Source organism: Rhizobium alarense, assembly GCF_021555155.1.
GTDB classification, from domain to species: Bacteria; Pseudomonadota; Alphaproteobacteria; order Rhizobiales; family Rhizobiaceae; genus Rhizobium_D; species Rhizobium_D alarense.
Window position 1 is genome coordinate 16,362 of sequence record NZ_JAKGBU010000025.1, and the last position, 24,386, is coordinate 40,747.

A 24,386-nucleotide genomic window follows, 5' to 3' on the forward strand; every position below is an offset into this window, starting at 1 on the left:
GGTCACGCGCCGGTGCTGGCGCCCTCCGCAGGCTTGCCCTCACGTGAAAGCCTTGCGCGGACCTCGGCGGTAAGCCACCTCGCGGCAGGTCCCGGCGGGTTGGCGGCATTGTGAATCGCGTAGATCGGGTACTCGCCCTGGTCGAAAGCGGGAAACTCAAGACGGACAAGTCGGCCATTGGCGATGTCGTCCTTGACCAGGGATGCCGGAAGGCCGCCCCAGCCCAATCCGCCGCGGATAAACAGATGCTTCGTCGCGTTGTCGCTGACCCTCCAGGTCTTGAGGGAGAACACGTTGAAGTCCCGTCCCTTCGTCAGCCCCGAGGCGTCGTATACGACGAGCTGCGTCTCGTCCCTGACGTCGGCAAAGCTGATTGTCCGGCCCAGCATTCCAAGGGGATGATCCGGGGCTGCGACGGGAATCATCGCCGAATGGCCGATCCGTTCGGAAACGATCTGATTGTTTCCCGTCGCCATGGAACCGCCGAAGCCGACGGCCGCCCTCCCGTTAATGACCGCATCCATCACGATCCCGAGCGTGCCGACCGTGACATTCAAGGACACGGTCGGGTACCGGTTTCGGAAGGCACGCAGCACATCGACAACGATGTCCGAAGGCACGGCGCTGCTGATGGCAATGCGCACCTCTCCCTCAAGACCGTTATTCAGCGCCTTCACGCGCGCCCGCATCAGGTCGAGATCGCCAAGCAGCCGGCGCGCATCCTCGAGGATGGACCTGCCAGCCTCCGTAAGCTGGGGCCGTTTCGTCGCGGAACGGCAGAAGAGCGCCACTCCGAGCTGCGCCTCGAGATTGGCGATCGTATAGCTGACGACCGATTGCGTGCGATTGAGCGCGCGGGACGCGGCCGAGAAACTGCCTTTCTCCACCACGGTAAGGAATACCTGAAACTGATCCAAGGTCGGATGGGGCTGCATATTTCATCGATCCTATCGATATGTTTGTTCGAATTTATCGCAGTTTTCGCGATGATGTTCCAGCTTTATGTCTTCGACAAACCACGTGTTGAATTCTTTCGGAAGGGAAATACATGCCGTCCATCCTGCTTCTCACCACCAGCCCGCGCCCCGGCTCCTTCTCGACCCAGATCTCCGTCGAGCTCGCCGAGCGGCTGCGGGCGGCCAACCCTGCCAGCGCGCTTGTTCACCGTGACCTCGCCGCCAACCCGTTGCCACATATGGACAGCGGCTTCACGGCCGGAATCCACAAACCCGCCGGAGCCCTGAGCGCTGCGGAAGCCGCTGCAATCCGAATGTCGGATGAACTGGTGGCAGAGATTCTGGCGGCGGATACGCTGGTGATCGGCACCGCCTTCATCAACTTCAACATCACCTCGAACCTGAAATCCTGGATCGACTATATCGGCCGGGCAGGCAAGACCTTCAGATACACCGCTAGCGGCCCCGAGGGGATGGTCAAAGGCAAGAAGGCTTACATCGTGTTGGCCTCGGGCGGGATCTACTCCGAAGGCCCGGCGGCGGCGCTTGATCATGCCACGCCATACCTGAGGTCGGTTCTTGCCTTCATCGGCATCACGGATGTCGAGGTGATCCGTGTCGAAGGTGTGAACCGCGGCCCCGATGGCGCCGCAAATGCCGTTACCGCCGCGCGGGCGCAGATCGCTCGGATCGCCGCCTGAAGCCACCTTGAAACAGGAGTTTTACATGCAAGCAAACACCGTCTCCACTCACATCCGGCCTGCCGGCAAAATACTGCAGATCAGCCTCTGGAGCGTTCAGACGCTGATGTTCGCCGCCTTCATTCTGTTCGGTTTCCAGAAGCTCTTCATGCCCGCCGAGGCGCTCGCCGCGATGTGGCAGACTCAATGGCCCGTCGAATATCCGACGCTATTGCGCTTTACCGGCCTCATCGATGCGGCGGGCGGGATCGGCATCCTCTTGCCCGCTCTTACCCGCATCCAGCCGCGCCTGACCGTGCTTGCGGCGCTTGGCTGCACGCTGCTGCAAATCTGCGCCATCATCTTCCATGCCACGCGGGGTGAATTTGCCGCCCTTCCGCTCAACTTAATCCTGCTTCCTCTCGTGGCCTTCATCCTGTGGGGCCGCGGCAAGAGGGCGCCCGTCGCGTCGCGCGGATAAAGGGCTATGCCTGAACGGGAGCATTTTCCCACTCGATGTCATCATCGCAACTATTCCTTCGCATTTCCTCGGAGTTCTGCATGAAACTTTTCTACAGCCCCGGCGTTTGCTCGCTTGCCTCACACATTGTTCTTCGCGAAACTGGACTGCCCTTTACACCCGTGCGTGTTGATCTGCAGACGCACACATTCGATGGCGTCGACTACTACTCCGTCAACGCGCATGGCTATGTTCCCCTGCTCGAACTCGATGACGGCCAACGCCTGACCGAGGGGCCGGCGATCATGCAGTATGTGGCTGATCGGGTACCGGAAAAGCAGCTTGTGCCTGCCTGGGGCACGATGGAACGTTATCGGCTCGTCGAGTGGCTCGCCTTCATCAGCAGCGAACTGCACAAGAACTTTGGGCCGCTGTTCAATCCCGCCATGCCGGAGGAGGTCAAGGAATTTCACCGCGGTCGTGTACTCGACCGTTTCCAGTGGATGGAAGGGCAGCTCGATGGCAAGGCCTACGTGATGGGCGACACATACACTGTGGCCGACGCCTACCTGTTCGTCGTCGTCGGCTGGGGAAAGTATGCCGGCGTCGATCTTGCCGACTTCAAGAACCTGCAAGCACTTCTCGGTCGTGTTGCAGCCCGCGCACCGGTGCAGGAAGCGTTGAAGGCAGAGGGACTGTCCTGAGCCTATGAGCCTATGAGCCTATGAGCCTATGAGCCTATGAGCCTATGAGCCTCTCGTGCGTGCAGGCGCGCGCCGGGGCAACGTCAATTGCTCAGGTTATCGCCTGAGAAAGGCTTCCTGACTGCGCAGATATTCAGGTGAGGGTCCAACATGAATGAGCATTGTGGAAGGGTGGTTTATCCTGGGAACACCCCGCATATTCGCACCGCTGCCAAATTGCCGATCCATCTGGCCGACGGTAGGGAAGTTCTGGGCACGATTTACAGCTTCGGCGGTCACACCGACAATAAGGAGCATGTCGCGCTCGAGCTCGGCAGCCCTGACGAACAAGCACCGCTCGTGCGGGTACACTCCGAATGCATGACGGGCGACGTCTTCGGTTCGGCGCGTTGCGATTGCGGACCGCAGCTCCAGGAGACGCTGCTGCGTTTATCCGACGAAGGCGGGTATCTTCTCTATTGCGGCAAGAGGGACGCGGCATCGGCCTTTACCGAAAGCTGGAGGCGTACCGCCTCCAGGAACTCGGACAGGATACATACGCCGCCAACCGCACCTTGGGGCGTGGCGAGGACGAGCGCGACTACACGGCTGCCGCTCAAATGCTGGTTGCCCTCGGGATCACGCGTATCGCGCTTCTCAGCAACAACCCCGATAAGTGCGCGCAGTTGGCGGCCGCTGGCATAGAGGTGGCCGCAGTTCGGCCGACCGGCGTTTTCGCGGGTCACCACAATCTTCGCTATCTTGAGGCCAAGGTCCGGCACACCGGCCACACGATCGATTTGACGAAGTGAGAGGAGCAGGCAGAGAGAACCGATCTCTGGGCGATCCCCTCCGGGCAGAAAATAGGAAGCTCGTAGTGTCCCAAATGCGTTGGAACAAAGGCGACCATCTTTCCCTCGTTGGGACAAATCCGCGGGAGCTCTCAACAGCCTTTTCCCGCCTGCTACCCGCAACAGCAGTTGTTCCGGGCGGTCGAGAGGGCATCAGCTATGATATCCACATGTTCTGTGCGGGGGCGGTTTCCATTATCGCCAGCAGCTATGAAGGCGACCTCACGGTCCGTTTTCCGGGCCTCGCCGATAAGAATATGGTGATCATTCCCTTGGCAGGAAGCGCCCTCATCACCGTCGGCAAGCGGCAAATGCTGTCTGAAGGAGATCGCGGAGTGATTGCCGATGGCCTGTTAGAAAACCAAATACGCATCAACGGTCTCCGAAAACATCTCTGTCTCAGAATTTCCAATCGCGAACTGATCCGACGGCTCGCAGTTCGCTTGAATTCTCCAATAAGAGAGCGTCTTGATTTCGCACCCGAAATTGATCTTTCCGGTGGCGCGGGATTAGGCTTGGCTCGGCTGGCTGCCATGATGCACAGTGGTTTGGCGGACGGAACGCTGCGTAAGTCCCCTGTCGCACTCGGGAATCTCTCAGATGCGGTCATCGAGCTTCTGATCGAGGCTGTCCCGCACGCCTACTCTCATGAGTTGTGTCGCAGCGTAGAACCTCCTTTGCCGCGGCATGTCAAACGCGCAATCGACTACATGCACGCCAATATCTCGCGCGTGATAACGCTCGACGAGATTGCGGATGCCTGCGGCGTAAGCGCCCGAACATTGCAGGGAGGATTTCGCGAGTTCCGGATGACGACGCCCATTGCCTATTTGCAGCATTTGCGGCTCGACGCGGCACGCAAAGAGCTTTTGCTGGGTGAGCTTGATGCATCGGTGAAGGCCGTTGCGCGGAAATGGGGTTTTGCACATATGGGACGATTTTCAGCTCAATATCGAGACCGCTTTGGTGAGTTCCCATCTCACACAATTCGCAAGATCGGGGGCGGCGCGTTCGATGGGGATAAGTGATAGTGATCAAGCTGGAGGAGCCTCGCGAAGCTGAGATCGTCCCAGCACGCCACAGTTTGATTTCAGCTGCCGACATCCAGTGTGCACGAGGAAGTTCCATAAACTAAGTTATGCAATCTTAGATTGCATTTTAGGACAACCTACTCATAAAGGGATCATATGATCTGTTCCACCTGACGATCGACAAGGAATTCCGAATGCAACACTGGCTGGACAAGTTGACCGATCTCGCCGCAATCCCTAGCGACGAAGGCATCCTGAAGAACGCGTTGGCAACTCTTACCGAGCAGCTTGGGTTTGCGGGGTATGCCTATCTCAACATCCAGCCAGGGCGCTCCATCGCAATTTCGAACTATCACCCAGAGTGGCAGTCCGACTATTTCAAGCGAGGCTATCTTGCGATCGATCCGGTTATTCGACGCGCCAGATCGCTGAAGCGGGCCTTCACCTGGGGCGGCGAGCAACAGGTGCCACGGACCTCAAAGGCCGAGCGTTCCTTCTTCGCGCATGCTGCCGAGTTCGGCATCAGGTCGGGCATCACAGTTCCCATCAAGACGGCATACGGCTCAATCGCGATGTTCACGCTTGCCTCGGAGAAGCCGGCAGTCGACCTCGATCGCGAGATCGACCCTGTCGAGGCTGCATCCGCGGTCGCGCAACTTCATGCCCGCATCAATTTCGCTGATCCGACTCCCAGTGTCGAAGAGCCGCTTGGTCTCGACCCCAAGGGAGCCGCCTATTTGAGCTGGATCGCTGTCGGAAAGACGATGGAGGAGGCAGCCGACCTAGAGGGTGTCAAATACAACAGCGTGCGCGTCAAGATTGCCGAAACAAAGAAACGATTCGACGTGCACACGCTGACCCATCTGACCGCCGTCGCCATTCGGAGAAAGCTGATCTGAGCCTCAGTTCACCGACACTTTTGGGATATAGCCGAGAATGGTGACCAGCGTGTTCACCACATACATCTGCGCGTGCATCTCCATGCAGGCCTGGATGTATGTGAGATGTTGGGTGCCGCCGGTGACCTTACCAGATTTGTAGTTCTCGGGCAGTGCCTGGAAGAGCCGGTCAGCCTCGTCGACCAGACGCCGATGGGTTCGGATGGCATCTATGGTCAGGCTCTCCAGATCAGCCTTGGGAAGACCCTGCGTCAGCCCGTACACGGGACGCATCTCGAGTTTATCTTCCGATGGTAGCGCGTCCGGTGTCATTCGATCCAGTCTCCGGCTTGTCCGCGGTGCGCCCCCGCAAACGTTAATCCCTGATCCCGAGCCGGGGGTTGCAAACCGTCCTAGACAGTCCTGAGACCTTTAGCACCGAGGTGCCTGGACATACGTCACAGGCCCCCGGCCAAATGGTCAGAGGATCCTGGCGCCGTCTCGGCCGACGCCAACCGCTAGGAAGGGTTTGCACACCCCGGGCAGCGCGTACTGCCCTATCCGCCCTTATAGAGGGCGGAAGCTGAATTCGCCAGTGCAAACATGCACATGATCAAAGAAGTCGCGCGGTGAATGTCGCGAGCATCAAGGTCATTCAGCATCAATTCCTGAAAGATCGACACGGATGCCGGCGTTGTTGGGATCGTCGCCACGGGCCACATCCGTGACAGGATCGGTCACTACGTCAGGATCTGCTGATTGCTCGATGGCATCGCTCGCAGACTTCTCCTTGTAAGGTTCAGCCACCTCCACCTCACCAGGATCCGGCGCCCGGAACACCGCCGTCCCCTCGAAATACCCGGTCTGCCAGGCGATGATCGCATCGTCGAGAACCTCGGGAAGAACCTCGCTCTCGGTGGGATTGCCGTACCATTTCATCACGATGCGATAGACCCTGGCGAAGAGCGCCGTGCCCTTACGGATATTTTCACAGGCATCGACCAGGTCCGGTTTCAGCTCACCGGCCTCCATAATGCCGAGACCGGCTGGATATTGCGTGATGCCGACTCGAACGACATTGCGGCCGAGATTCTGACGGATCAGCGCCATTGCCTCGTCCGGCGTGCCGGGCCTCGGCACCAGCACCATGCGGTTTCCGGACCTTACTGTGACTGCGAGCGGATCCTGCGACCCCGCCCGCTCAATGAACTGTTCGATAATCGCGGGCTTCAAGCCCGGATCGGCGCATTGTTTGATGAGGGCGGCGTCAACCATCCCGGTTTCCTTTTCTCAAGTGTTGAAGGCCATGACGACGGGCAGCTCAAACAGCTTCGCCCAGGCGGTCACGCTCGCCTTCTGGATCGCAACGATCGAGGTGCCTTCGGTCCACCAGCCGTTACCGGTTGCGACGATGACGCCAGGGGAATGCAGCATCGACTGCAGGACTGGCCAGAGGATGAGTTGCTCGTAGCAGATGAGCGGCGCGATCCTCGTTGTCCCAACCTCCACGACCGGGTTTGCGAACAGGTGTGCCCGGGCACCGCCGCCCTGCCCTGTCCATCGCAACCATGGCTGCCACATCGAAACCGGAACCGGCATGCGCTCCTTGTAGAGAATGTCGCCGGCGCGGGAACCAACCGCCACTATGACATTGTCGTAGCCTTGCGCATCGATGACGGCTGCGCCGGCGACGACCGTGACGTCGCCCCCGTTCAGCCCCTCCCGCCAAAGGCGAGCGACTGTCGGCGTCCAGAATCCGAGCGCGCTTTCGGGGAGGACGACGACGCGGGTTCCCTTGCCTGCCGCCTTGCGCACTGTTGCGATCAGGTCACTGTGATACTCGAGCGCCCCATCTCGACCGAGCATCTGGCCGTATTCAAGATCGACGCCCCTCCATCCTTCCGGTAGATTCGGCCCTGTCCACGTTGCGGCGGACCAGAGCCAGAAACCTCCGAGGCCAATGGCGGCAGCCGGCCAAAATCTCGTCACCATGACGAGCAGGCCGGCCGCAGCCGCCGCTAGGCCCCACCAGCCCCAGCCCGGAAAAACAACGCCGGCTGCGGTCAGCGGATGCGCCCATCCGGTGATGCCGAAGGGCGGAAGCCCCATTAGCACCGCCGCCCCCAGATAGCACACCACCCTTCTTATTCCCGGTCGCCCCTCTTCGGCTTTCCTTCTCCACGCCACTGCATGCACGGCGACGAAGGAGAGTGAGGCCGCGAACCAGAGCAGGAAGCCCGGCCAAAGATCGGCTGAATAGAAGTTTGCGACGCCCAGCGGCAAACCGCGCGAAGCGGCCAGAAAATAGCCGGCCGACACGAGCGCCGCGACCGCACGCGATGGCGACATCGCCCAAAGCGCCGGGAAGAGCATCGCAACAGGAAGGGCGAGCACATTGCCGCTCCAGCCGAGTGAGCCGCAGGCGACGGATGCGACGATGAGCAAAGCAGATCGCCAATGACCAGAAATGTGATCACGGATCGAAGGTGAGGATCGGCCGGGCGAGCCCGAGAAGGCCGCTGTCCGGAACCGGTCCGAAGTATCGGGAGTCATAGGAGCTCACAAAAGAGGAGTGGAGATAGAGATGTCCGGGCCGCACGATGCCACCAGGATACGGTGTGACCGGCCTGCCCTCTCCGTCCGTCTTCCGGACGACGGATGCGGCAAGGGAACGGCCGTCGATCACGACGTGATCGGTGATTTCGACATGCTGTCCGGGAAGCGCTGCGACCGTCTTGATCAGCGGCGCGAACCCGCCGGCGCACAAGCCCCTCCGGAGATATCCTCGCCGTCGTGCCTCCTCGAACATTGCGGTCGCGGGCGGGCAGACGAACACCAGATCGCCGATCTCGGTCGAGCGGCGGAGCGTCTCGATACGCCAGAGCCCGAGCGGCTCGCTCGGCGTCAGGTTTAGCCGATAGCCGCCGACGGTCGCGATCGCGCCAACGCTGGCGACAACCATCAACAACGCGCTCAGCAGCATGATCTCGCCGCGTCGCCTCATTGCTTCATCACCGGGGCTTGGCGCTGCGCGAGACGCAGCTCCTCGGCCTGCCGCAGGGTCTCGGTCGTGCGTTCATGGGCGGCGAGCTGCTGGGCCGTGCGCATGACCGGCCAGGCTTCCTTCAGGCGCTCCTTCTCTTGGTAGGGGAGGCCTTCGGAGAGCTTGTCGAACAGTTTGCCCGACGGCTCACGCGCGGCGTTGGTAAGCAAGGTGCGTTCGCCGAACCGCTCAGTCACAGCCTTGTTGAACCCGTCGATCTCCAGCTTCGTCTCGCGGTTGCTGAGCGCATATGCAAGGGCCGCCGGAAGATCGTTGCGGTCGATCGCATCGCGCACGCGCTCGAGCACCACGCGCGCGGCTGGCGACAGCGCCGGAATGTCGATCGAGACGCGCTGCCTCAGCGCCTGCTCGTCAGCCTGGAGCCGCTGCGCCGCATTCTCCCGCATCTGCAGATAGCGTTCGAGGTCACGCCTCAGGGCAGGCACATTGATCTCGGCGACGCGGCGCGCCTCGCGCTCCGCCTTGCTGGCAAAAATGCCGGCCTTGCCCCTGAGAGGACCGATCGACACCGGTTCGGCCTCGAGCTTTTGAAGCGCCCGTGTCCCCAAGTCCTTATCCGCCAGCACGGCGTCGAAGTTCATCGCCCGGAATGCGGTCTCGGGATCGGCGAAGACATAGCGGAAGCGGATCGAAACCTCCTCCCATTGCTTCTTCAAGGCCGGATCAGCGTCGAGTCTCTCGCTGACCGTATCGGCGACGGAATTCTCGAACCGGGTGATGCCAGCGACCATGGGTTTCGACTCCTTGGCTGATTGGGTTGGCGAGGATTGCCGCAAGCCGAGCCGTTCGCCGAGAGCGCGAAGGCGATTGGTAAGATCGGTGAGCTTGCTTTTCTGGCGCAGCGCCCAGTCGAGCCGGTCTCGCAACAATGTCCGCGCCACCTGCATGATGTGCAGCCCCCGGTTCTCCGCAAATTGCAGCGCCTGGCGGTAGAGCGTGCCGCGCTCGTAATCGAGGGTTGTTTCCTTCGCGTTTCGCCGCGACAGGATCTTGGTCAGCCCACCGTTCATTTCGAAGGAGCGGCGACCGAAATAGACCTGAAGGTTCTCCCGATGGCGGGTCATCGCGACGTAGGTCAGATGACGATCGAGCGAGAGCGAAGCCAGCACCTTCACCCGGTCGACGGTGGCACCCTGGCTCTTGTGGATCGTGGTAGCATAACCGTGGTCGAGATTGTTGTAGAACCGCTGCTCGACCGTCACCAGCCGGCGCTGATCGCCCTCACCCACGGCCACGGTGATGCGGTTGGGCGCGGCCTCGATCACACGGCCGATCATGCCGTTCTTGACGCCGAGCGAACCCTCGTTCTTCAGGAAAACGATCTGGTCGCCGGCGTCGAACTGGCGGGTGCCGTCGGCGGTTCTGAAGACGTGTCCCTCTCCGACGATCCCGCGCTCGACCAGCTTTTCTCGCGCCATCATGTTCAGCATGCGGACGTCGCGGCGCAGATGCGCCAGCATCAGCATCGACTTCGCGGGATCGTAGTCGCGGTTCCAGGCCGAGATGAGGCTCTCGACGGCTTCCGATTTCAGGTTTTCTCCAACGACATGACCGCGGGTGCGATAGGCCAGCAACCCCTGTTCTATGTTGCCGCGCGCGAGATCGAGCGAGGCATGCCGCATCCACTCTTCGCGCTGACGATAGATCGTCTCGAGCTCGGCGTAGCCGATACGATCGACAATGGCGCGGAAGGCAGCACCCGCCTCGATCGGCTGCAGTTGCTCGGGATCGCCGACCAGCACGATCTTCGCGCCCGACCTGACGACGGCCTCGATGAATCCCGCCATCTGTTTCGAGGCGACCATGCCGGCCTCGTCCATGACGAACACGGTCCTGGCGTCGAGCGTGTCGCGCCCCTGTTGCCACCGCAATTCCCACGAGGCGAGTGTCCGCGAGGCGATGCCCGCCTCCTTCTCCAGTCCCTCGGCCGCCTTGCCGGCAAGCGCACCACCGACGACCCGATATCCGGCGACTTCCCACGCCTCGCGGGCCGCCTTCATCATCGTGGTCTTGCCAGCACCTGCGCGGCCGACCACGGCTGCGATGCGCGCCGAACCGGCAATCCGTTCGATCGCCGTTTTCTGCTCGTCGGACAGGCGCGCATGTCGCGCGAACGTCGCCGCCAGCACCTTGTCATCCACGCCATGCGTTTCACGGCCCGACAGCCACATCGCCTGCCGCGCCATCGTCGCCTCGAGCCGGATCATCTCCCGCGTCGAATAGCGCGCCGGCACCTTCGCGCCCGTGGCGAAGTCGATCGTGTCGCGCTGAAGTCGGAGAACTTCCGGATTCAGGATGATGCTCAACATCAGTTGCTGGAAGACAGCCGAATCATCGACATAGCGGTTCAAAACCTTCGCGACATCGCGTTCATCGAAGACGCTTTTCTCCCGCGTGATCAGGTCGAGCGCAATCCCGGGCTTTCGAAGAATGCGGCGGGTGTTTTCCGCGCGCCGCGCCTCGTTCAGCTCGATCCGTTCCAGCTCCGGCCGGACGCCTTGCCTCTCCGCCTTGCGCTCGATCGCCTTGGCGCCTACGCCGAGATGGATGGTCGGCTCCAGATCGATGCCCTGCTTCTCATAGGATCGGCCATCGACGCGCAGCGAGATCCCGTTCAGCGTCAGATGATGATTGAGACGCTCGAACCAGGCGTCACGAAAGGCGTTGAAATCATCCGTCCCGCCGGCCCAGAGCTCGTAGACGATCTTGCCGGCCTTGTTGCGCAGCGGCTGCCCGTCTTCGCCGAGAATCGGGACCTTCTTCGTGCCGAAACTGTCCTCGGTCAGCGGACGCAGAGTCGTCATCAGGTGGATGTGCGGATTGCCGGGATTGTCGTGGTCGACCCAGTCCGCCACCATGCCCTTCGACAGGATGTGCCGCTCCACGAAATCCCGCACCAGCGCGATGTTCTGTTCGGCCGTGAGTTCCAGTGGCAGAGCAATGGTCAGGTCCTTGGCGAGTTGCGCATCGGAGCGCTTCTCAAAGGCCTCGACCTTGTTCCAGAAGGTTTCCGAAGCACCGGCAACCGAGCGATCGGCTATCAGCATCCGCGCCCATTTCGGGGCATCGGCGGGCAAGACAAACTCCTCATGCAGGAGCCCCTGTTTGCGGGTGTAGTCGATGGTGCGGGCCTCGCGCTCGTATTCCATCCTGGCGCAGTGCCGGTAGGCCGCCGAAAGCACGACGCTGCGGCCGTCGCCGCGGCTGACGATGCTGGCTGAGAAATGGGCGATGGCCACGGCGCAAGAAACTCCCGGTTCGAACCTCGTTCGTCGGGAGCCGGCCAGGCCGTTCAGGCCTCAACGCAAGGCGTCGCGTCAGCGACGTATAATTGCGCCCTTGGAGCCGCTCCTTCGGAACGGCGGGATGATCCTCCAAAGTGCAGGCCTTGCCGACGTGCAAATCTGCACATTTCCTTGAGCACGCATCCGGAGGAGTTTTGGCGTCGCGCATGCAACGCCAAGACAGCCAGGGAGTGCCACCGGAATGAAGAAACCGTCTTCGAAGATCAGGGAAGAAATCGCGAGGCTCCAGGATCAGCTCAAAGCAGCCGAGACGCGCGAGGCCGAGCGCATCGGCAGGATTGCGCTCAAGGCCGGTCTCGGCGAGATCGAGATCGCGGAAGCCGCACTTCAGGCGGCGTTCGAGGACATCGCCGGGCGGTTTCGCGGAGGCAATGGAGCTACGACCGGAAAGAAGAATGCCGGCGACGGCAGGACCGCCGGCGACACGTCCACGGCGGTCGCGCCTGGCGCGGATGCGGGCGGCGCTGGCGAGGCTTGAGCGGATGCGGCGAACCACATCGACCAATGCCCGTAAGAAGGACACGCGTGAAAAAATCGAGCTGGGCGGCCTGATCGTGAAGGCCGGCTTGCGCTACGAAAAAAGGGCGCTGCTACTGGGTCTGCTGATCGACGCCACCGGACGCATCCTCGGAGACGAAGCCGAGCGCTCGCGGTTGACCGCAATCGGCGCGGAGGCGTTCGGTCGCGACAATGAATAGGCTCCTTCTCACAATCCTGCCAGCGGCATTCATGGTCGCAGCCATGCTGGCAATGTTCGGCATCGAGAACTGGCTCTCGGGTTTCGGAACGTCGCCTCAGGCGAAGCTCATGCTCGGACGGATCGGCCTCGCCCTGCCTTACGCGGCGGCGGCCGCGATCGGCGTCATCTTCCTGTTCGCGACGGCGGGCGCGGCCAACATCAAGGCTGCTGGTCTAGGCGTACTGGCAGGCGCTTCAGTGGTCTGCATCACAGCGATCGCACGCGAAGGGTGGCGGCTGCATGATCTTGCCGATCGGGTGCCTCACGGCCAGTCGGTGTTCGGTTATACCGATCCGTCGGCGATGCTCGGCGCATTCGCAGCCGTCTTCACCGGGATTTTCGCGCTGCGCGTCGCGATCAGGGGGAACGCCGCCTTTGCCAAAGCAATTCCGCGGCGGATCACCGGCAAGCGGGCCGTGCACGGCGAGGCCGACTGGATGAAGATGGCCGAGGCCGCAAAGCTCTTTCCCGATGCCGGCGGCATCGTGATCGGCGAACGTTACCGCGTCGACAAGGACAGTGTGGCGGGCGCGCCGTTTCGCGCCGGTGAGGCACAGAGCTGGGGCGCCGGCGGCAGGGCTCCATTGTTGTGCTTCGACGGTTCGTTCGGCTCGTCGCACGGGATCGTCTTTGCCGGTTCGGGAGGCTTCAAGACGACATCGGTGACGATCCCGACCGCGCTCAAATGGGGCGGCGGCCTCGTCGTGCTCGACCCGTCGAGCGAGGTCGCGCCGATGGTCATTGATCATCGGCGCAAGGCCGGCCGCAACGTCATCGTGCTCGATCCCGCCACGCCCGCAATCGGCTTCAACGCGCTCGACTGGATCGGACGCCATGGCAATACGAAAGAAGAGGACATCGTCGCGGTGGCGACGTGGATCATGACTGACAATGCGCGCACCGCGTCGGCCCGCGACGATTTCTTCCGCGCATCCGCCATGCAGCTTCTGACGGCGCTGATCGCCGACGTCTGCCTGTCCGGGCATACGGACGAGAAAGACCAGACGCTGCGGCGCGTCCGGGCGAACCTCTCGGAGCCGGAACCGAAGCTGCGCGAGCGGCTGACGCGGATCTATGAACAGTCCGAGTCCGATTTCGTGAAGGAGAACGTTGCCGTGTTCGTCAACATGACGCCGGAGACGTTTTCCGGCGTCTACGCCAATGCTGTAAGGGAAACGCACTGGCTGTCCTATCCGAACTATGCCGCGCTCGTGTCGGGCGACAGTTTCTCGACCGACGAGCTCGCGGAAGGCGGCGCGGACCTGTTCATAGCGCTCGATCTCAAGGTGCTGGAAGCCCATCCTGGTCTGGCGCGCGTCGTCATCGGCTCGCTGCTCAATGCCATCTATAACCGCAATGGCGACGTCACGGGACGGACGTTGTTTCTGCTCGATGAGGTCGCCCGCCTCGGCTATCTGCGTATCCTCGAAACCGCGCGCGACGCCGGCCGGAAATACGGCATCACGCTCGCCATGATCTTCCAGTCGATCGGCCAGGTGCGCGAGGCCTATGGCGGCCGCGATGCGACAAGCAAATGGTTCGAATCCGCGTCGTGGATTTCGTTCGCCGCGATCAACGATCCGGACACGGCCGACTACATCTCGAAACGCTGCGGCGACACCACGGTCGAGGTCGACCAGACAAGCCGCTCCACGGGAATGAAGGGATCGTCACGATCGCGATCGAAGCAGCTCAGCCGTCGGCCGCTGATCATGCCGCACGAAGTGCTGCGCATGCGCAGCGACGAACAGATCGTCTTCACATCAGGCAATCCGCCGCTCAGATGCGGACGCGCGATCTGGTTCCGACGTGAAGACATGAAGGCCTGTGTCGGCGAAAACCGATTCCATCGCGCTGCATCCGGAAGCGAAGCCGACCCAATGGCAACGTCACAGCCATGACACCGGAGAGGAGAGGAATGCGGCCGATGGCGAGCGTCGTGCTGACGCGGAACGATGCGCGACCCGAAGCGATGTGCATCGAACCCGACGATGCCGATGGTGCGCATCGCGAGATCCTTGATCGGCTGATTTCGGAAAGCGAATGTCCTTCTGGACATCGGACATCGCCGAAGGACCAACGCCCGATCTTCCCGCTGTAAGTGGTGGCCGAAGGCCATGCCCGGGAGAGGGATAGGGGTTTGGGAAAAGGGAGGAGGGAACCGTCCCCTTTCCCCATGGGTGGGGGTGTTTGAGGGGGCGGGGCTTTGCCCTGCCCCTTCATGGGTAGAGTGCTGAGAGGGGGCCTGCCCCTCTTTCATCAGACCATGCCGGCCGGTCGATCCGGCTGGCATGGTCCGACAGCGAGACGAAGACGAGAGGCGGCGTCGGCCGCCTCTCGTCTCGGGCTTTAGCCGGCGTCCGCACCGACGGACTGGCGGTCGTCGTCACCGACCGGGTTGAGCTCGCGGATCACGGCGTTGATACGCCACAAGCCGATCTGCGTACGACGCTGGGCGACGAGAATGTCGACCGCGGTCTCGTGTGCCTCTATGGCTCGGATCGCCGCATCCATCGCGTCCCATGGTCCAAGGTTCTCGGCCGGGATAACATCTCCGTCCTCGTCGTAGCCGCCGGAGATGTACATCGGCGCTCTCATGACGCGCTCGTGGGCGCGCTCGGCTTCACGGATAAGACGGAAACCTTCGGTCCGCTGCCGCCAGTATTCCGGGCTGCCGCCATCGATGTACTTGATCTTGCGCTGTGCCATAAGATGTCTCCTTTCGTTCTCTGACGAAGGGAGGCCGCACCGTAGCCGCGAGGGGTCAGGGATCGCGGACGCGACCGCCAGAGGCGGCAAGCGGAGGAACCGATTTTTTCGGCGTGGCGCGCAGCGCGGCGGTGGAAAAATTGGAGGAGCCGCGTGGTCCTTGACGCCGGAGTGGCGGGTGCAAAATGGGAGGCAGAGAGAGAAGGAAACCACGGTGCCGCCAGGCGCCGTGACCGTGTCCGGCGACCAGCCGGCCCTGTCGTCCTTTCCGCCCCTCGGCCTTTCTGCGCTCGCGCGGGGCCGGCCCAACGCCCGCGAGAGGATCATCACGCGACTGCGCGGAGACCGCTTGCGGGCTCCGGGAGCACCGCGCTCGCGGTGCGAGTAGAGCCGTCCCCGCAGGGGCTCGCCCAACAGGTTGCAGGAGCTGCTCAATGCCGGGCGGTTCTCGCTCGTGGCGGGGTTCTGCGACGAGGACCAATACCGACGCAAGCTCCGCACGGTCACCCGGAAAGGCCGGTCGATTGGCGAGACGTTGGTCGAGGAGGGGCTTGCGCGCCGCTGGGGCGGGCTGCGGCAGAGCTGGTGCAGCTGATCCATCAACGCCATGAATCGGTCGCGGCTGACCGATTCAAGAAAGTCGTTGGACCGTGGAACCTAAGGGCGCGATTCTGTCGTCATGATCGCGCAACCCTACCAGCTTTATGTCGAACGGAAGGACCCTACGAGAAACATGGCCCGATACTACGCCATGTCGATCGAGGCGACGCTGTTCGGCGACGTCTGCCTGACCCGCAGATGGGGGCGCATCGGCGCGCGTGGCCAAGCGAGGCAGCATCATTTCGAAAGGGAGGAGGATGCCGTTCTGCTTTTCCTGGAGCTGCTGCGTCGCAAACGCATGCGCGGCTACCGGCCGCAGTAGAGCAAGCGCTACAGGCGCTGGAATCGGTGTCCCCTGTCGGCCGGTCGATCTGGTCGACAGGGCTCCTGACAAGGCGAATGCCTCCCTCAGAAGGGAGGCTCGCCGCTGATGCGGCCGTCCTGCTCGGCCTCGATGACCGCAAGCTCGGCCAGCGCCATCTCCAGCTCCGCCGCAATCTGGCGGCGCTCGTCAGCGTCCAGAACCGCCCTGAGCTCGGCCCGAAGCTCTTCGACTTGCTGTTCGATGGAAATCATCATCGTCGTCTCCTTGACGTTTGTGAAAGACGACGCCGGCGGTCATGGCGGGTCGGAGGGGTCAAGGATCGCGAACGCGACCGGCGGAGCCGGCGAGTGGGGGAACCGAAATGCGCCAGCATTTTGGGGGTTGACCGCTCGTCCTTGAGGCCTCCGGGCCGCCATGGCATTCTTGGACGAACTGAGCAGACCCCCGTTCTCGTGTGGCACCAAGAAGCCGGAAGCGGGCTCGATGCCTGCTTCCGGCTTCGGAACCCCCGGACGTGACTAGCCGCAGTCCAGTTCGTCCTGGATACCGGTTTCGCGAAGGCGCTTGGTATCGTCGTAACGAATGACCTCGTAGTCGTCCGACTTCCACGTATACTGACCCCGCCAAATGTCTTCGAGTTGCGCCCAGGAGCCGTCCGGCCAGAGTGCGTAGTCATCCGGATGCGGTTTGCGGCGCCGATCATCGGATTTTGACATGAGTTCCTCCATCGGTTCTCGGGTGGGAGAAGCCCCGCCCTGGCGGCGAGGCTCCTGTGCGGCGGGGATCAGGCCTCCCGCTTCGGGCGGTTCCAGATGAGGGCGTATTCCCCCTCCTTCTCGCTCGGCCAAAGGGCTGCGGTGATCGGGGCGTTGAAGCTCGGGTCGTCCAGCTTGACCGAGATGTATTCCTCGCCATCGTTGGAGATCGCCTTCCAGCCCGCGCCGACCTCGACACCGTTGCCGGCGGTGATGCGGAAGTCCGGGGCGTCGCGCGAGACGCGCTCGATGGGGTTGAGGCGGGCCCGCATGCTGACGGTGAGCGTGCGAACGTTGCCGATGATCGAGTTGTTGCCGTTGGTGGTGAATTCGCCGATGACTGCCATTGTCGTGATCCTTTCCGGTTTGCTCGGGCCGCGCCCACCGCGGCCTCGATGGCGGTGTAAGGACCGATGGCGATCGACGCCGCACCCCTGGGGGGCCGGAACGTGAGTGGAGGACGGCCGGAAGCGGCTTTCTTGGTTACCGCGAGGAATGCGAACGCAGTTCGCAGGGGAAGAAAGTTGCGGACGGCCGTTGCGGGATGGCGAGCGAGACGAAGTCGTCCTTCGGTCACACCAGATCCATCGAGGTCTGCGTGGGTGTGGCCCATTCGGAACCGGATGGAACGCGACATGCCATGCGGTTATCGGCGCCCATTCGCAAACGGGCAGCTTGACGCCATCATTTTCGGCACAATGCGCATGACACGCCGCGCCCACGGTCTTGCCGCTTCCGTCGATACCATCGCCGGCGGCCACGGCCGCATCACCTTCGGGTCACTGCCGAACCAATGCCGGCTGGACGGTCATTCCCTCGAGCAGCGAGGCTAACGGGCTTGTCCTCGCCCCTGATAATGCACCACGCATCAACCCATGCTGGCTGGCGAAGAAGGAGGACATCGCCTCTTCCGGACATGGCTGGAGGATGCTCCGGTTCTCCGCCCCAGGAGCTCCGCTTGCCAAGCCTCTTTCCGCGCACATCGCCGGGTGCACATGAGACCACCCTTCCGGCAGCTCCGATGCAAAGAATGGGATGTCAGCCGTCGGGCAGCGTGTCCGGCCACTGTTGCGCGCCGTGCAGGACACGAAGGATCCGAACTGTCGTTTCCGTTACGGCATAGGCAGCGATATAAGGCGTGCCGGTAATCACCAGCTCGCGCGTCCCGGCAATCCTGCCGGGACGGCCACTTTCCGGAAACTCTCGCAGACGGCGCACGGCCGCGACGATGCGTTCATCGACCGTGACCGCGGCGGCGGGATTGTCCGCCTCGATGTGCGTGAATATGCCGTCGCGATCGGAGAGCGCGAAGGCGGACCATACGAGCTTCACGATTTCTGGTCGCCTGCCTTGCGCCGTGCCGCTGCACGCCGCTTAGCGAAATGCGCCTCGGCCTCGTCATCGGGAATGTCGGGCCGAGTATCGTTCAGCGCCTCCAGCACTTTGGCCCGGAACCAAGCGTCGTGCGCCTCGCTGCTCGTCACAAGTTCGAGCGGCAACGCGCCTTCATTGGCGGTCCGGGTGAGCAGGATCCGCACGGCGTCGGAGACGGTCAGCCCCATGCTTTCGAGCACGGCGGATGCACGATCCCGGACTTCAGCATCGATGCGGGTTTGAACGAGAGCATTTGCGGCCATTGTCGCCTCCTGTATTGGCCGTAATGTAATGCAATTGCATGACCAATGCCAGACTTCTACGTGCCGCACATGCCTTCGCATTCGTTCGGGCCGAAATCGAGCTGCCCATGGTCGGCGGTGTTGGACAGGTCGGCCTCGTCCAGCGGCGCGAATCAATGATCCACCAAGCTCTTGCGCCCGACGCCGAAGCAGGCTAATCGGCAATCTGTTACGTTATTACATATCATCCGCGCACGATCCGTGCCGAACAATCGAAAGGGTTTGAGGGAATGAAGAAGGTGATCAAGACATTCGGCTACGTACTGGCTGTATCCTCGACGCTGGTTCTCGCGGGGACGGCCAGCGCCCAGACTTCCTCCGGAAACAATCACAGTCACGGCCATTCCCATGATGCGAAGCGATCGGTGTACGATGGGTATTTCGATGACGACCAGGTAAAGGCGCGCCTTCTGTCGGACTGGGAAGGCGACTGGCAGTCCGTCTATCCTTATCTTGTCGACGGAACGCTGGATCCGGTGATGGCGGACAAGGCGAAGCATGGTGACAAGAGCGCCGGGGAGTATCGTGCCTATTATGACACCGGGTACAAGACCGACGTCGACCGGATCACTATCAATGGAAAGAAGGTCACGTTTTTCCGCGGCAAAGAACAGGTGAGCGGCGACTATGAAACGGATGGCCACGAAATCCTCACCTACAAGAAAGGCAATCGCGGCGTCCGCTTCATCTTCAGGAAGACTGCCGGCGATGACGCAGCACCTCAGTTCATCCAGTTCAGCGACCACATCATCGCCCCGGAAAAGGCTGACCACTACCACCTCTATTGGGGCAATGACCGCGCCGCGCTGCTGAACGAGGTCACCAACTGGCCGACCTACTACCCCTCGAACCTGAATGGAAAGCAGATCGTCGAGGAAATGCTGGCTCATTGATCGAGCCGAACGGTCGGCCGTCTGAAGCGGTTGCTCGTCAGGCGGATTGCGTTCCGCGGCGCGGCCGGGAAAGCGATCGCGATCAACATGCTCGCGTCTGACACGAAGATCGCCCGCAGCCGGATTGGGGAGGGCTCGCCGCCCTCCCCTGCGATCCTCGGAGCGTGAAGCATCAGGCGGCCTCCCGCCCGGTCTCTGCCTGCGGCTGGAGATCGTGGAGATAGGCGACGGCGCGCTGCGCATGTGCGGCCGCCTGGAAGATGGCCCGGCGATCGCCGTCGAGCAGTCGCAACCAAGAGGCGACATAGCTCGCATGATCGGGCCGCGGCTCCAGTTCCGGGACGATCCCGAGATCGGCGCAAAGGAAACATGCCCCTATGTCGGCACAAAGCTCTTCGCGCGCGCGATCCGTGCGATCCTTATGGTAGCGGCTGAGGTCGCGATTCAGGCGGTGGCTTGCGCCAACCCAGTGGGTGACCTCATGACCCAGGACGGCGTAATAACACTCTGGGCATCCCGGAACGCCTCGAATTCCGGCATCTGAATGATGTCGCTGGACGGCTGGTAGAACGCCTGCGATCCACCATGCCGGATCACCGCGCCGGTGTTGGCGAAAAACCGGTCCGCATGCGCAATCCGCGCGACCGGATCGGCGGCCGGCTCCGGACAGCGATAATAATGGTCCGGGAGACCTTCTATCTGATCGCAATTGAACACCGTGTACGCCTTGAGAAACGGGATGTCGCGATCGACGTCGCCGCCGCTCGCGTCTTTCTCGGTCTTCGTGAATCGGCTGGCATAGACGACGGTCGCACCGCTTTCGCCCTTGCGCACATGGGCGCCAAGTTCGTTCGCCTGCCGAAGGGTCATCCATGTGGCCGATGTAAAACCGCGCGCGATACTCTCCGACCAGAGCAGGAGGACATTCAGCCCCGTATATGGCTGTCCGTTATGGCGGAGCGGCCGGGTGATCCGGCCGGACATGTTGCCGGCACTCCAGGGCTGCACCCACGGGCGCACCCCCTTCTCCAGATCGGCGACGATGCGCTCCGTGATCCGCGCATAGATGTCGATCCTCGCGCTTTCTGATTTCCTGCTCATTCTTCTGACCTCCGTGTGAGGCCGCGCCCATCGCGGCCCGTCGCGGAGGGCCGATGGCAGGAGCGGTGAGGCGGGCAAGCGCACCGGAACGGCCGGAACGTTAGTGGAGGACGGCGCAGCCGTTGCGGCTTGCCGCCGGCTCCTGCAGGACCGATGGACGGGACGGGGCTGCGATGGGGCTTTTCAGCCTCTTCTTTCTTTCGCCGCTCTCCACCAGCGCCCGGCGATGACGGCCTGACACGCGAAAAGGCCGCCTCCGGCGGAGACGACCCCGATGCGGATTGCGATGTCGCAGCTCAATCGAAAGCCGACATTTGCGCCGCGGCCGCCTTGCGGTCGAGGGACTGGCCCGGATTGTCGACCGGCCGGTCGAAGGGCTTCCATGCCTCGCCGACGATCTGCTCGTAAGCGGCGACGGCACCTTCGGCGGCCATCCGCAGCGCGTGCGCCTGAACGCCCATGTCGGCCGCGAACTCGCGCTTGCGCTGGGCGGCGCTGTCATAGCCGACGGGACCGTCGAGATCCTCGTCGCGCGCTTCGGCGGCACCCTTGGCGGTGGCGTCACGCGCCTCACTGACGGCGCGGGAGTAGAACTGGCCGGCGCCGTGGGCGGATCCGACATAAGCGCCGACGATGCGCTGCAGATGGATCTGCATCGCCCGTTCGCTTAAGCCCTCGGAAAGGCCCGTGGCGGTCTCGACGATCAGGCGCTCGTGCATGTCGCGAATGCCGTCGCTGTCGAGAATGGCGGTCCCGAAGCTTTCGGCGATCCGGAGCGCCTGCGCTTCATCGGGGCATGTAAGGCGGACCATTTCGATGGTGGCGCCTTTTCGGAGCTGGACGACTCGGGCGGATTGGCGGGACTGGGTTGCGGACTTTGCCATGATGGTTTCCTTCTCGGTTTCCCCGAAGCGGTTCGGCCCCTTGGCCGGTCTGCCCTTCGGTGCGGTCGAAGGGAACCGGCGCAAGCCGGGCGTTTCAGGGTCCGGTCAGGCCAGATCGAGCGGAGCCGGTGCGCGGGCAAGCGGGTCTTTGAGACCTGCGAGGCCCGCGTTCCTGCTCTGCGACAAGCGGCTTGACCGGCCGCCCCGCGGCGCGACAGCGGCCTTGAAACGACCGGCCGCCGGTTCAGACCGCAACGAAACCGAAGGGCAGATCGGCCAAGGGATCGACATCGGATGCCAGAGCCGAAGAGGAAACCAGGCAAGGCGCGCGCCAGACCAATTCCCGTCTACTACAATAGCTTCGCCCACCAATGCCGGAATGCTCTAACGTCCTCCCGATGTCCGCTGGTCTGCGAGGCGCTCTCGATGGGAAAGCGGCGGCGATTTGATCTCGGCGGCTTTCCGCGATAGATGCGCTCCTGACATCCGGGGCCATTACAAGGTCTCCTACGGAAGGGACACAACAGATGAGCGACCAGAGCAACGACGATTACGTCTATGACGAAGCAACCGGGGAATGGCGGCCGGCCTCCGAACTTGCCGCGGAGAAGGCGAAGGCAGCCGAAGTCCGGGATGCCTCCGGCAATGTTCTCGCCGACGGCGACTCCGTCGTGCTGATCAAGGATCTGAAGGTCAAAGGCGCCGGCCAGACGCTGAAGCAGGGCACCGTCATCAGGTCGATCCGGCTCACCGATAATCCGGAAGAGATCGATTGCCGCCACGACGCGATCAAGGGGCTGGTCCTGCGCACGGAATTCGTGCGCAAGCGTTGACGCGGTGCACTACCGTTTGGGCAAGCGGTAACGATCAAGCCAGGTGGGGCCGCGAGTGTTGCGAAGTCGGCGTAGTATCCCGCCATCGTCATGGGGCGCTTCGCCCATCCAGGCATTGTTCAGGATGCGCTTCCACGAACGGCCGTGTCTGGCGGCATAATCCTGAAGAGCATTCACCTCTTCCTCGGTCAGAGGTGGAAGCGGCTCGGCGTCAAAGCGCCTCATGGCGCGCTCCTCTCACGACGGTGATGACGGCATCCTCGTTCCGGACCCGAGCGGAAGCACTAAATTCCGGTCGCGCCTGGAAAGCGGCGATGGCCGCCTCCTGGCGCGCGAGCTTGCGGGAAAGAGCATCGATCTCCGGCTGCCGTTCCGCGGTGATCGCCGCCAGACTGGAGCGATAGCGGGCGAGGAAGGCTTCCGGCGCGGGCGGTTTACCCCGCCGGTATCCGCTCCGGCGCCGTCCGAGCGACGGGATGAGAGCCGTCATCTTGGCGGTAATCTGCCGGTCGATCATGTCGAGCTGGCGTTGTGTCTGGCGGCGGGCCTCTTCCATCCGGAAAAGCAACGCCTGACGTTCCGGGGACCGGGTCATGACGTCTCCCTCCCCTGCCAGACGACAAAGCTCGACGGCCCGTCGTAGGACCGATGACGATCGGCATCGATGACGAAACCGAAGCGGCCCGGCTCGTATTCACCAGAGGGCACGAGAAAACGTCGTTCCCCGGCATTCTGCTCCCGCTTCCCGCCGCGCGTGGCGATCACTTCGATCATGCCGGTATGATGATCGGAGCGAAGGGCGGAGATGACGATCCAGTCATCGGCATGGGCCGCCTCGAAAGCGCGACGGTCCTTCACATGGGACTCCCCCGGCACCAGGGTCGTGGCGAAGATCGTTTCCCAGGCGTCGGGCCACCAAACCTTGATGGACCGTTCCGCGCAGCGGCGTTCGAACGCGGTGAACAGATGGGGGAAGGTGATCGCGACGATCGCCCAGGCGGAGTCCTCCTCATAGAAGCCGTCTTTCGACCGCAGAAGCGGGTGAACCTTCCGGTTGCGCTCGGCCGAGAGCCTGAAGCCGCCGTGCCCGGCGGTGGAATGGCACTCGACGCCCTCCGCATAGACGGTCGTGTGCTGCGACATCCCCCAGGGCGTATGGACGCGGGTGAAGATCTCGTGCCGGCCGAGTGCCTGCCGTTCGCGTTGATGTTCGGCATTCTCGATCACGCGCTCGCGAAACGCCGCCTCGTCGGCGAGTTCGCCGGAATGACCGTAGAAGTCGCATCGCCGCCACTCGGCGAGCGGCCGGGCGATTTTCCAGCCGGTGGCAAGATAGTGCCGGCCTTCACGGCCAGGCAACATCGCGAACGCCGTGTCACTCACGCGGGCGACCGGAAACCCTTCGGCGGATCGACCAAAGGTAACCCCCGGAAATCCGGGGGTGGCACTGGCTTCGGTCAGGACAGGGCTGGTGTTCATGATGCCGCCCTCCCTTCCACGACGTCGGCTGCGACCTCGTCCGCAGTGACGACCTCCAGCGCGGCATGAGGATAGCCGTGCCGGGACAGCCATTCCTCTGCGGCTCGGCGATTCGCTGCGAGATGGACGAGCTCGGCATTGTCACCGGCGCGATCGAACACGCGGCAACTGCCGATGGCAGGGCGTTTTTCAATCGTGAACGTCAGACGGGTCTCCAGCCAGAAGGTCCGATGAACGCGGATTGTGATGACGCCGGCAGCACCGTGGTCGGCTTCATGAAGCGTGATGCTCTCGGGCAGGATGATGCTGCCTGAGCCAAGTTCTCCCTGTTTGCTGATCAGGCGGCCGCTGCTGTTATTGCTCTGCCATGCAGATAGCTTCCTGCGATGGTGTTCGGGTGGCCGCGGCGCGCCGTCCGACCAGGCGATGATCGAGCCGAGGGGTGCCATAAATGCGATATGCGCGGACATGCAAGTTCTCCCTA

General features: G+C 62.6%; 31 protein-coding genes and 2 pseudogenes. 15 read left to right on the forward strand and 18 right to left on the reverse strand.

Annotation, left to right across the window (positions count from 1 at the left end):
- Nucleotides 1–2: 2 nt before the first annotated feature.
- Complete coding sequence (locus LXM94_RS10010) at nt 3–935, reverse strand: LysR family transcriptional regulator (protein WP_235771077.1); 933 nt, start codon at nt 933–935, stop codon at nt 3–5.
- A 113-nt stretch (nt 936–1,048) separates the two neighbouring features.
- On the opposite strand from LXM94_RS10010, the gene LXM94_RS10015 reads away from it, so the two are divergent.
- The 7 genes and pseudogenes from LXM94_RS10015 to traR all read left to right on the forward strand — a co-directional run bounded on the left by LXM94_RS10015 (nt 1,049) and on the right by traR (nt 5,560).
- Nucleotides 1,049–1,657 carry an FMN-dependent NADH-azoreductase gene (locus LXM94_RS10015; RefSeq protein ID WP_235771079.1) on the forward strand — a complete coding sequence of 203 codons (609 nt, stop codon included), beginning with the start codon at nt 1,049–1,051 and terminating at the stop codon, nt 1,655–1,657.
- Between the two features lie 25 nt (nt 1,658–1,682).
- A complete protein-coding gene (locus LXM94_RS10020; protein WP_235771133.1) occupies nt 1,683–2,117 on the forward strand; it encodes a DoxX family protein in 435 nt (144 codons plus the stop codon).
- Between the two features lie 80 nt (nt 2,118–2,197).
- On the forward strand, nt 2,198–2,800 hold the full coding sequence (gene gstA / locus LXM94_RS10025) for a glutathione transferase GstA (protein WP_235771081.1): 603 nt from the start codon (nt 2,198–2,200) through the stop codon (nt 2,798–2,800).
- Between the two features lie 150 nt (nt 2,801–2,950).
- Nucleotides 2,951–3,241: pseudogene (locus LXM94_RS26290) on the forward strand (hypothetical protein); the annotation flags it as partial.
- Nucleotides 3,242–3,258: 17 nt separating this feature from the next.
- Nucleotides 3,259–3,591 carry a GTP cyclohydrolase II gene (locus tag LXM94_RS26155; protein WP_329605600.1) on the forward strand — a complete coding sequence of 111 codons (333 nt, stop codon included), beginning with the start codon at nt 3,259–3,261 and terminating at the stop codon, nt 3,589–3,591.
- A gap of 74 nt (nt 3,592–3,665) precedes the next feature.
- Nucleotides 3,666–4,658, forward strand: a complete 993-nt coding sequence (locus tag LXM94_RS10035; protein ID WP_235771134.1) for an AraC family transcriptional regulator — start codon at nt 3,666–3,668, stop codon at nt 4,656–4,658.
- Nucleotides 4,659–4,855: 197 nt separating this feature from the next.
- On the forward strand, nt 4,856–5,560 hold the full coding sequence (gene traR / locus LXM94_RS10040; protein ID WP_235771083.1) for an autoinducer-binding transcriptional regulator TraR: 705 nt from the start codon (nt 4,856–4,858) through the stop codon (nt 5,558–5,560).
- A gap of 3 nt (nt 5,561–5,563) precedes the next feature.
- Here traR and LXM94_RS10045 read toward each other — a convergent pair whose 3' ends face one another.
- The 5 genes from LXM94_RS10045 to traA all read right to left on the reverse strand — a co-directional run bounded on the left by LXM94_RS10045 (nt 5,564) and on the right by traA (nt 11,842).
- The gene (locus LXM94_RS10045) at nt 5,564–5,872 is read right to left on the reverse strand and encodes a transcriptional repressor TraM (protein WP_235771084.1); all 309 of its coding nucleotides are present in this window, start codon (nt 5,870–5,872) and stop codon (nt 5,564–5,566) included.
- 318 nt (nt 5,873–6,190) lie between these two features.
- Complete coding sequence (locus tag LXM94_RS10050; protein WP_235771085.1) at nt 6,191–6,814, reverse strand: TraH family protein; 624 nt, start codon at nt 6,812–6,814, stop codon at nt 6,191–6,193.
- Nucleotides 6,815–6,829: 15 nt separating this feature from the next.
- Nucleotides 6,830–7,984, reverse strand: a complete 1,155-nt coding sequence (locus LXM94_RS10055; protein WP_235771086.1) for a conjugal transfer protein TraB — start codon at nt 7,982–7,984, stop codon at nt 6,830–6,832.
- A gap of 28 nt (nt 7,985–8,012) precedes the next feature.
- Nucleotides 8,013–8,543: a conjugative transfer signal peptidase TraF gene (gene traF / locus LXM94_RS10060; RefSeq protein WP_235771087.1), complete on the reverse strand. Its 531-nt coding sequence runs from the start codon at nt 8,541–8,543 to the stop codon at nt 8,013–8,015.
- Complete coding sequence (gene traA, locus LXM94_RS10065) at nt 8,540–11,842, reverse strand: Ti-type conjugative transfer relaxase TraA (RefSeq protein WP_235771088.1); 3,303 nt, start codon at nt 11,840–11,842, stop codon at nt 8,540–8,542. Before traA ends, traF begins: the two co-directional genes overlap by 4 nt.
- 247 nt (nt 11,843–12,089) lie before the next feature.
- Between traA and traC the strand changes: the two genes are divergently transcribed.
- From traC to LXM94_RS10085, 4 genes are read left to right on the forward strand one after another with little or no spacing between them, the layout of a single operon-like run.
- Nucleotides 12,090–12,386 (forward strand): conjugal transfer protein TraC, encoded by a 297-nt coding sequence (gene traC, locus LXM94_RS10070; RefSeq protein WP_235771089.1) that lies wholly within the window; start codon nt 12,090–12,092, stop codon nt 12,384–12,386.
- A gap of 4 nt (nt 12,387–12,390) precedes the next feature.
- On the forward strand, nt 12,391–12,606 hold the full coding sequence (traD, locus tag LXM94_RS10075) for a type IV conjugative transfer system coupling protein TraD (RefSeq protein WP_235771090.1): 216 nt from the start codon (nt 12,391–12,393) through the stop codon (nt 12,604–12,606).
- Nucleotides 12,599–14,548 (forward strand): Ti-type conjugative transfer system protein TraG, encoded by a 1,950-nt coding sequence (gene traG, locus LXM94_RS10080; RefSeq protein ID WP_235771091.1) that lies wholly within the window; start codon nt 12,599–12,601, stop codon nt 14,546–14,548. The genes traD and traG overlap by 8 nt, the downstream gene beginning before the upstream one ends.
- A gap of 26 nt (nt 14,549–14,574) precedes the next feature.
- Nucleotides 14,575–14,748, forward strand: a complete 174-nt coding sequence (locus LXM94_RS10085) for a hypothetical protein (RefSeq protein WP_235771093.1) — start codon at nt 14,575–14,577, stop codon at nt 14,746–14,748.
- 248 nt (nt 14,749–14,996) lie between these two features.
- Here the strand turns inward: LXM94_RS10085 and LXM94_RS10090 are convergent, their stop codons facing one another.
- The gene (locus LXM94_RS10090) at nt 14,997–15,356 is read right to left on the reverse strand and encodes a hypothetical protein (RefSeq protein WP_235771094.1); all 360 of its coding nucleotides are present in this window, start codon (nt 15,354–15,356) and stop codon (nt 14,997–14,999) included.
- 418 nt (nt 15,357–15,774) lie between these two features.
- Between LXM94_RS10090 and LXM94_RS10095 the strand changes: the two genes are divergently transcribed.
- Both LXM94_RS10095 and LXM94_RS10100 read left to right on the forward strand, forming a co-directional pair.
- On the forward strand, nt 15,775–15,951 hold the full coding sequence (locus LXM94_RS10095; RefSeq protein ID WP_408015616.1) for a hypothetical protein: 177 nt from the start codon (nt 15,775–15,777) through the stop codon (nt 15,949–15,951).
- A gap of 138 nt (nt 15,952–16,089) precedes the next feature.
- Complete coding sequence (locus LXM94_RS10100; protein WP_235771095.1) at nt 16,090–16,278, forward strand: WGR domain-containing protein; 189 nt, start codon at nt 16,090–16,092, stop codon at nt 16,276–16,278.
- An 86-nt stretch (nt 16,279–16,364) separates the two neighbouring features.
- Here the strand turns inward: LXM94_RS10100 and LXM94_RS10105 are convergent, their stop codons facing one another.
- From LXM94_RS10105 to LXM94_RS10125, 5 genes are all read right to left on the reverse strand, one after another.
- Entirely contained in the window at nt 16,365–16,532 is a 168-nt protein-coding gene (locus tag LXM94_RS10105) for a hypothetical protein (RefSeq protein WP_235771137.1), read from the reverse strand.
- Nucleotides 16,533–16,799: 267 nt separating this feature from the next.
- Nucleotides 16,800–16,997 carry a hypothetical protein gene (locus tag LXM94_RS10110; protein ID WP_235771096.1) on the reverse strand — a complete coding sequence of 66 codons (198 nt, stop codon included), beginning with the start codon at nt 16,995–16,997 and terminating at the stop codon, nt 16,800–16,802.
- Nucleotides 16,998–17,065: 68 nt separating this feature from the next.
- The gene (locus LXM94_RS10115; protein ID WP_235771097.1) at nt 17,066–17,383 is read right to left on the reverse strand and encodes a DUF736 domain-containing protein; all 318 of its coding nucleotides are present in this window, start codon (nt 17,381–17,383) and stop codon (nt 17,066–17,068) included.
- Nucleotides 17,384–18,074: 691 nt separating this feature from the next.
- Nucleotides 18,075–18,368: a type II toxin-antitoxin system RelE/ParE family toxin gene (locus LXM94_RS10120; RefSeq protein WP_235771098.1), complete on the reverse strand. Its 294-nt coding sequence runs from the start codon at nt 18,366–18,368 to the stop codon at nt 18,075–18,077.
- Nucleotides 18,365–18,673: a type II toxin-antitoxin system RelB/DinJ family antitoxin gene (locus LXM94_RS10125; RefSeq protein ID WP_235771099.1), complete on the reverse strand. Its 309-nt coding sequence runs from the start codon at nt 18,671–18,673 to the stop codon at nt 18,365–18,367. Before LXM94_RS10125 ends, LXM94_RS10120 begins: the two co-directional genes overlap by 4 nt.
- Before the next feature lie 269 nt (nt 18,674–18,942).
- On the opposite strand from LXM94_RS10125, the gene LXM94_RS10130 reads away from it, so the two are divergent.
- Nucleotides 18,943–19,605, forward strand: coding sequence for a ZinT family metal-binding protein (locus tag LXM94_RS10130; protein ID WP_235771100.1), 663 nt, complete (start codon nt 18,943–18,945; stop codon nt 19,603–19,605).
- Nucleotides 19,606–19,777: 172 nt separating this feature from the next.
- Here the strand turns inward: LXM94_RS10130 and LXM94_RS10135 are convergent.
- Together LXM94_RS10135 and LXM94_RS10140 are read right to left on the reverse strand one after the other, a co-directional pair.
- A pseudogene (locus LXM94_RS10135) lies at nt 19,778–20,706 on the reverse strand (ArdC family protein).
- Nucleotides 20,707–21,002: 296 nt separating this feature from the next.
- Entirely contained in the window at nt 21,003–21,590 is a 588-nt protein-coding gene (locus tag LXM94_RS10140) for a hypothetical protein (RefSeq protein WP_235771101.1), read from the reverse strand.
- A 527-nt stretch (nt 21,591–22,117) separates the two neighbouring features.
- On the opposite strand from LXM94_RS10140, the gene LXM94_RS10145 reads away from it, so the two are divergent.
- Nucleotides 22,118–22,423, forward strand: coding sequence for an alkylphosphonate utilization protein (locus LXM94_RS10145; RefSeq protein ID WP_064334944.1), 306 nt, complete (start codon nt 22,118–22,120; stop codon nt 22,421–22,423).
- Nucleotides 22,424–22,432: 9 nt separating this feature from the next.
- Here LXM94_RS10145 and LXM94_RS10150 read toward each other — a convergent pair whose 3' ends face one another.
- The 4 genes from LXM94_RS10150 to LXM94_RS10165 are packed head-to-tail and all read right to left on the reverse strand — an operon-like array spanning nt 22,433 to nt 24,372.
- On the reverse strand, nt 22,433–22,648 hold the full coding sequence (locus LXM94_RS10150) for a hypothetical protein (RefSeq protein ID WP_235771103.1): 216 nt from the start codon (nt 22,646–22,648) through the stop codon (nt 22,433–22,435).
- Nucleotides 22,635–23,018, reverse strand: coding sequence for a hypothetical protein (locus tag LXM94_RS10155; protein ID WP_235771105.1), 384 nt, complete (start codon nt 23,016–23,018; stop codon nt 22,635–22,637). The genes LXM94_RS10150 and LXM94_RS10155 overlap by 14 nt, the downstream gene beginning before the upstream one ends.
- Nucleotides 23,015–23,902 carry a DUF7007 domain-containing protein gene (locus tag LXM94_RS10160; RefSeq protein ID WP_235771107.1) on the reverse strand — a complete coding sequence of 296 codons (888 nt, stop codon included), beginning with the start codon at nt 23,900–23,902 and terminating at the stop codon, nt 23,015–23,017. Before LXM94_RS10160 ends, LXM94_RS10155 begins: the two co-directional genes overlap by 4 nt.
- Nucleotides 23,899–24,372, reverse strand: a complete 474-nt coding sequence (locus LXM94_RS10165) for a hypothetical protein (RefSeq protein WP_235771108.1) — start codon at nt 24,370–24,372, stop codon at nt 23,899–23,901. Before LXM94_RS10165 ends, LXM94_RS10160 begins: the two co-directional genes overlap by 4 nt.
- Nucleotides 24,373–24,386: the final 14 nt, after the last annotated feature.

Bases quoted from the DNA above. Each gene is read 5' to 3' on its own strand.
- LXM94_RS10010 (WP_235771077.1), bottom strand. From the start codon at position 935: ATGCAGCCCCATCCGACCTTGGATCAGTTTCAGGTATTCCTTACCGTG.
- LXM94_RS10015 (WP_235771079.1), top strand. From the start codon at position 1,049: ATGCCGTCCATCCTGCTTCTCACCACCAGCCCGCGCCCCGGCTCCTTC.
- LXM94_RS10020 (WP_235771133.1), top strand. From the start codon at position 1,683: ATGCAAGCAAACACCGTCTCCACTCACATCCGGCCTGCCGGCAAAATA.
- gstA (WP_235771081.1), top strand. From the start codon at position 2,198: ATGAAACTTTTCTACAGCCCCGGCGTTTGCTCGCTTGCCTCACACATT.
- LXM94_RS10035 (WP_235771134.1), top strand. From the start codon at position 3,666: ATGCGTTGGAACAAAGGCGACCATCTTTCCCTCGTTGGGACAAATCCG.
- traR (WP_235771083.1), top strand. From the start codon at position 4,856: ATGCAACACTGGCTGGACAAGTTGACCGATCTCGCCGCAATCCCTAGC.
- LXM94_RS10045 (WP_235771084.1), bottom strand. From the start codon at position 5,872: ATGACACCGGACGCGCTACCATCGGAAGATAAACTCGAGATGCGTCCC.
- LXM94_RS10050 (WP_235771085.1), bottom strand. From the start codon at position 6,814: ATGGTTGACGCCGCCCTCATCAAACAATGCGCCGATCCGGGCTTGAAG.
- traF (WP_235771087.1), bottom strand. From the start codon at position 8,543: ATGAGGCGACGCGGCGAGATCATGCTGCTGAGCGCGTTGTTGATGGTT.
- traC (WP_235771089.1), top strand. From the start codon at position 12,090: ATGAAGAAACCGTCTTCGAAGATCAGGGAAGAAATCGCGAGGCTCCAG.
- traD (WP_235771090.1), top strand. From the start codon at position 12,391: ATGCGGCGAACCACATCGACCAATGCCCGTAAGAAGGACACGCGTGAA.
- traG (WP_235771091.1), top strand. From the start codon at position 12,599: ATGAATAGGCTCCTTCTCACAATCCTGCCAGCGGCATTCATGGTCGCA.
- LXM94_RS10085 (WP_235771093.1), top strand. From the start codon at position 14,575: ATGGCGAGCGTCGTGCTGACGCGGAACGATGCGCGACCCGAAGCGATG.
- LXM94_RS10090 (WP_235771094.1), bottom strand. From the start codon at position 15,356: ATGGCACAGCGCAAGATCAAGTACATCGATGGCGGCAGCCCGGAATAC.
- LXM94_RS10100 (WP_235771095.1), top strand. From the start codon at position 16,090: ATGGCCCGATACTACGCCATGTCGATCGAGGCGACGCTGTTCGGCGAC.
- LXM94_RS10105 (WP_235771137.1), bottom strand. From the start codon at position 16,532: ATGATTTCCATCGAACAGCAAGTCGAAGAGCTTCGGGCCGAGCTCAGG.
- LXM94_RS10110 (WP_235771096.1), bottom strand. From the start codon at position 16,997: ATGTCAAAATCCGATGATCGGCGCCGCAAACCGCATCCGGATGACTAC.
- LXM94_RS10115 (WP_235771097.1), bottom strand. From the start codon at position 17,383: ATGGCAGTCATCGGCGAATTCACCACCAACGGCAACAACTCGATCATC.
- LXM94_RS10125 (WP_235771099.1), bottom strand. From the start codon at position 18,673: ATGGCCGCAAATGCTCTCGTTCAAACCCGCATCGATGCTGAAGTCCGG.
- LXM94_RS10130 (WP_235771100.1), top strand. From the start codon at position 18,943: ATGAAGAAGGTGATCAAGACATTCGGCTACGTACTGGCTGTATCCTCG.
- LXM94_RS10140 (WP_235771101.1), bottom strand. From the start codon at position 21,590: ATGGCAAAGTCCGCAACCCAGTCCCGCCAATCCGCCCGAGTCGTCCAG.
- LXM94_RS10145 (WP_064334944.1), top strand. From the start codon at position 22,118: ATGAGCGACCAGAGCAACGACGATTACGTCTATGACGAAGCAACCGGG.
- LXM94_RS10150 (WP_235771103.1), bottom strand. From the start codon at position 22,648: ATGAGGCGCTTTGACGCCGAGCCGCTTCCACCTCTGACCGAGGAAGAG.
- LXM94_RS10155 (WP_235771105.1), bottom strand. From the start codon at position 23,018: ATGACCCGGTCCCCGGAACGTCAGGCGTTGCTTTTCCGGATGGAAGAG.
- LXM94_RS10160 (WP_235771107.1), bottom strand. From the start codon at position 23,902: ATGAACACCAGCCCTGTCCTGACCGAAGCCAGTGCCACCCCCGGATTT.
- LXM94_RS10165 (WP_235771108.1), bottom strand. From the start codon at position 24,372: ATGTCCGCGCATATCGCATTTATGGCACCCCTCGGCTCGATCATCGCC.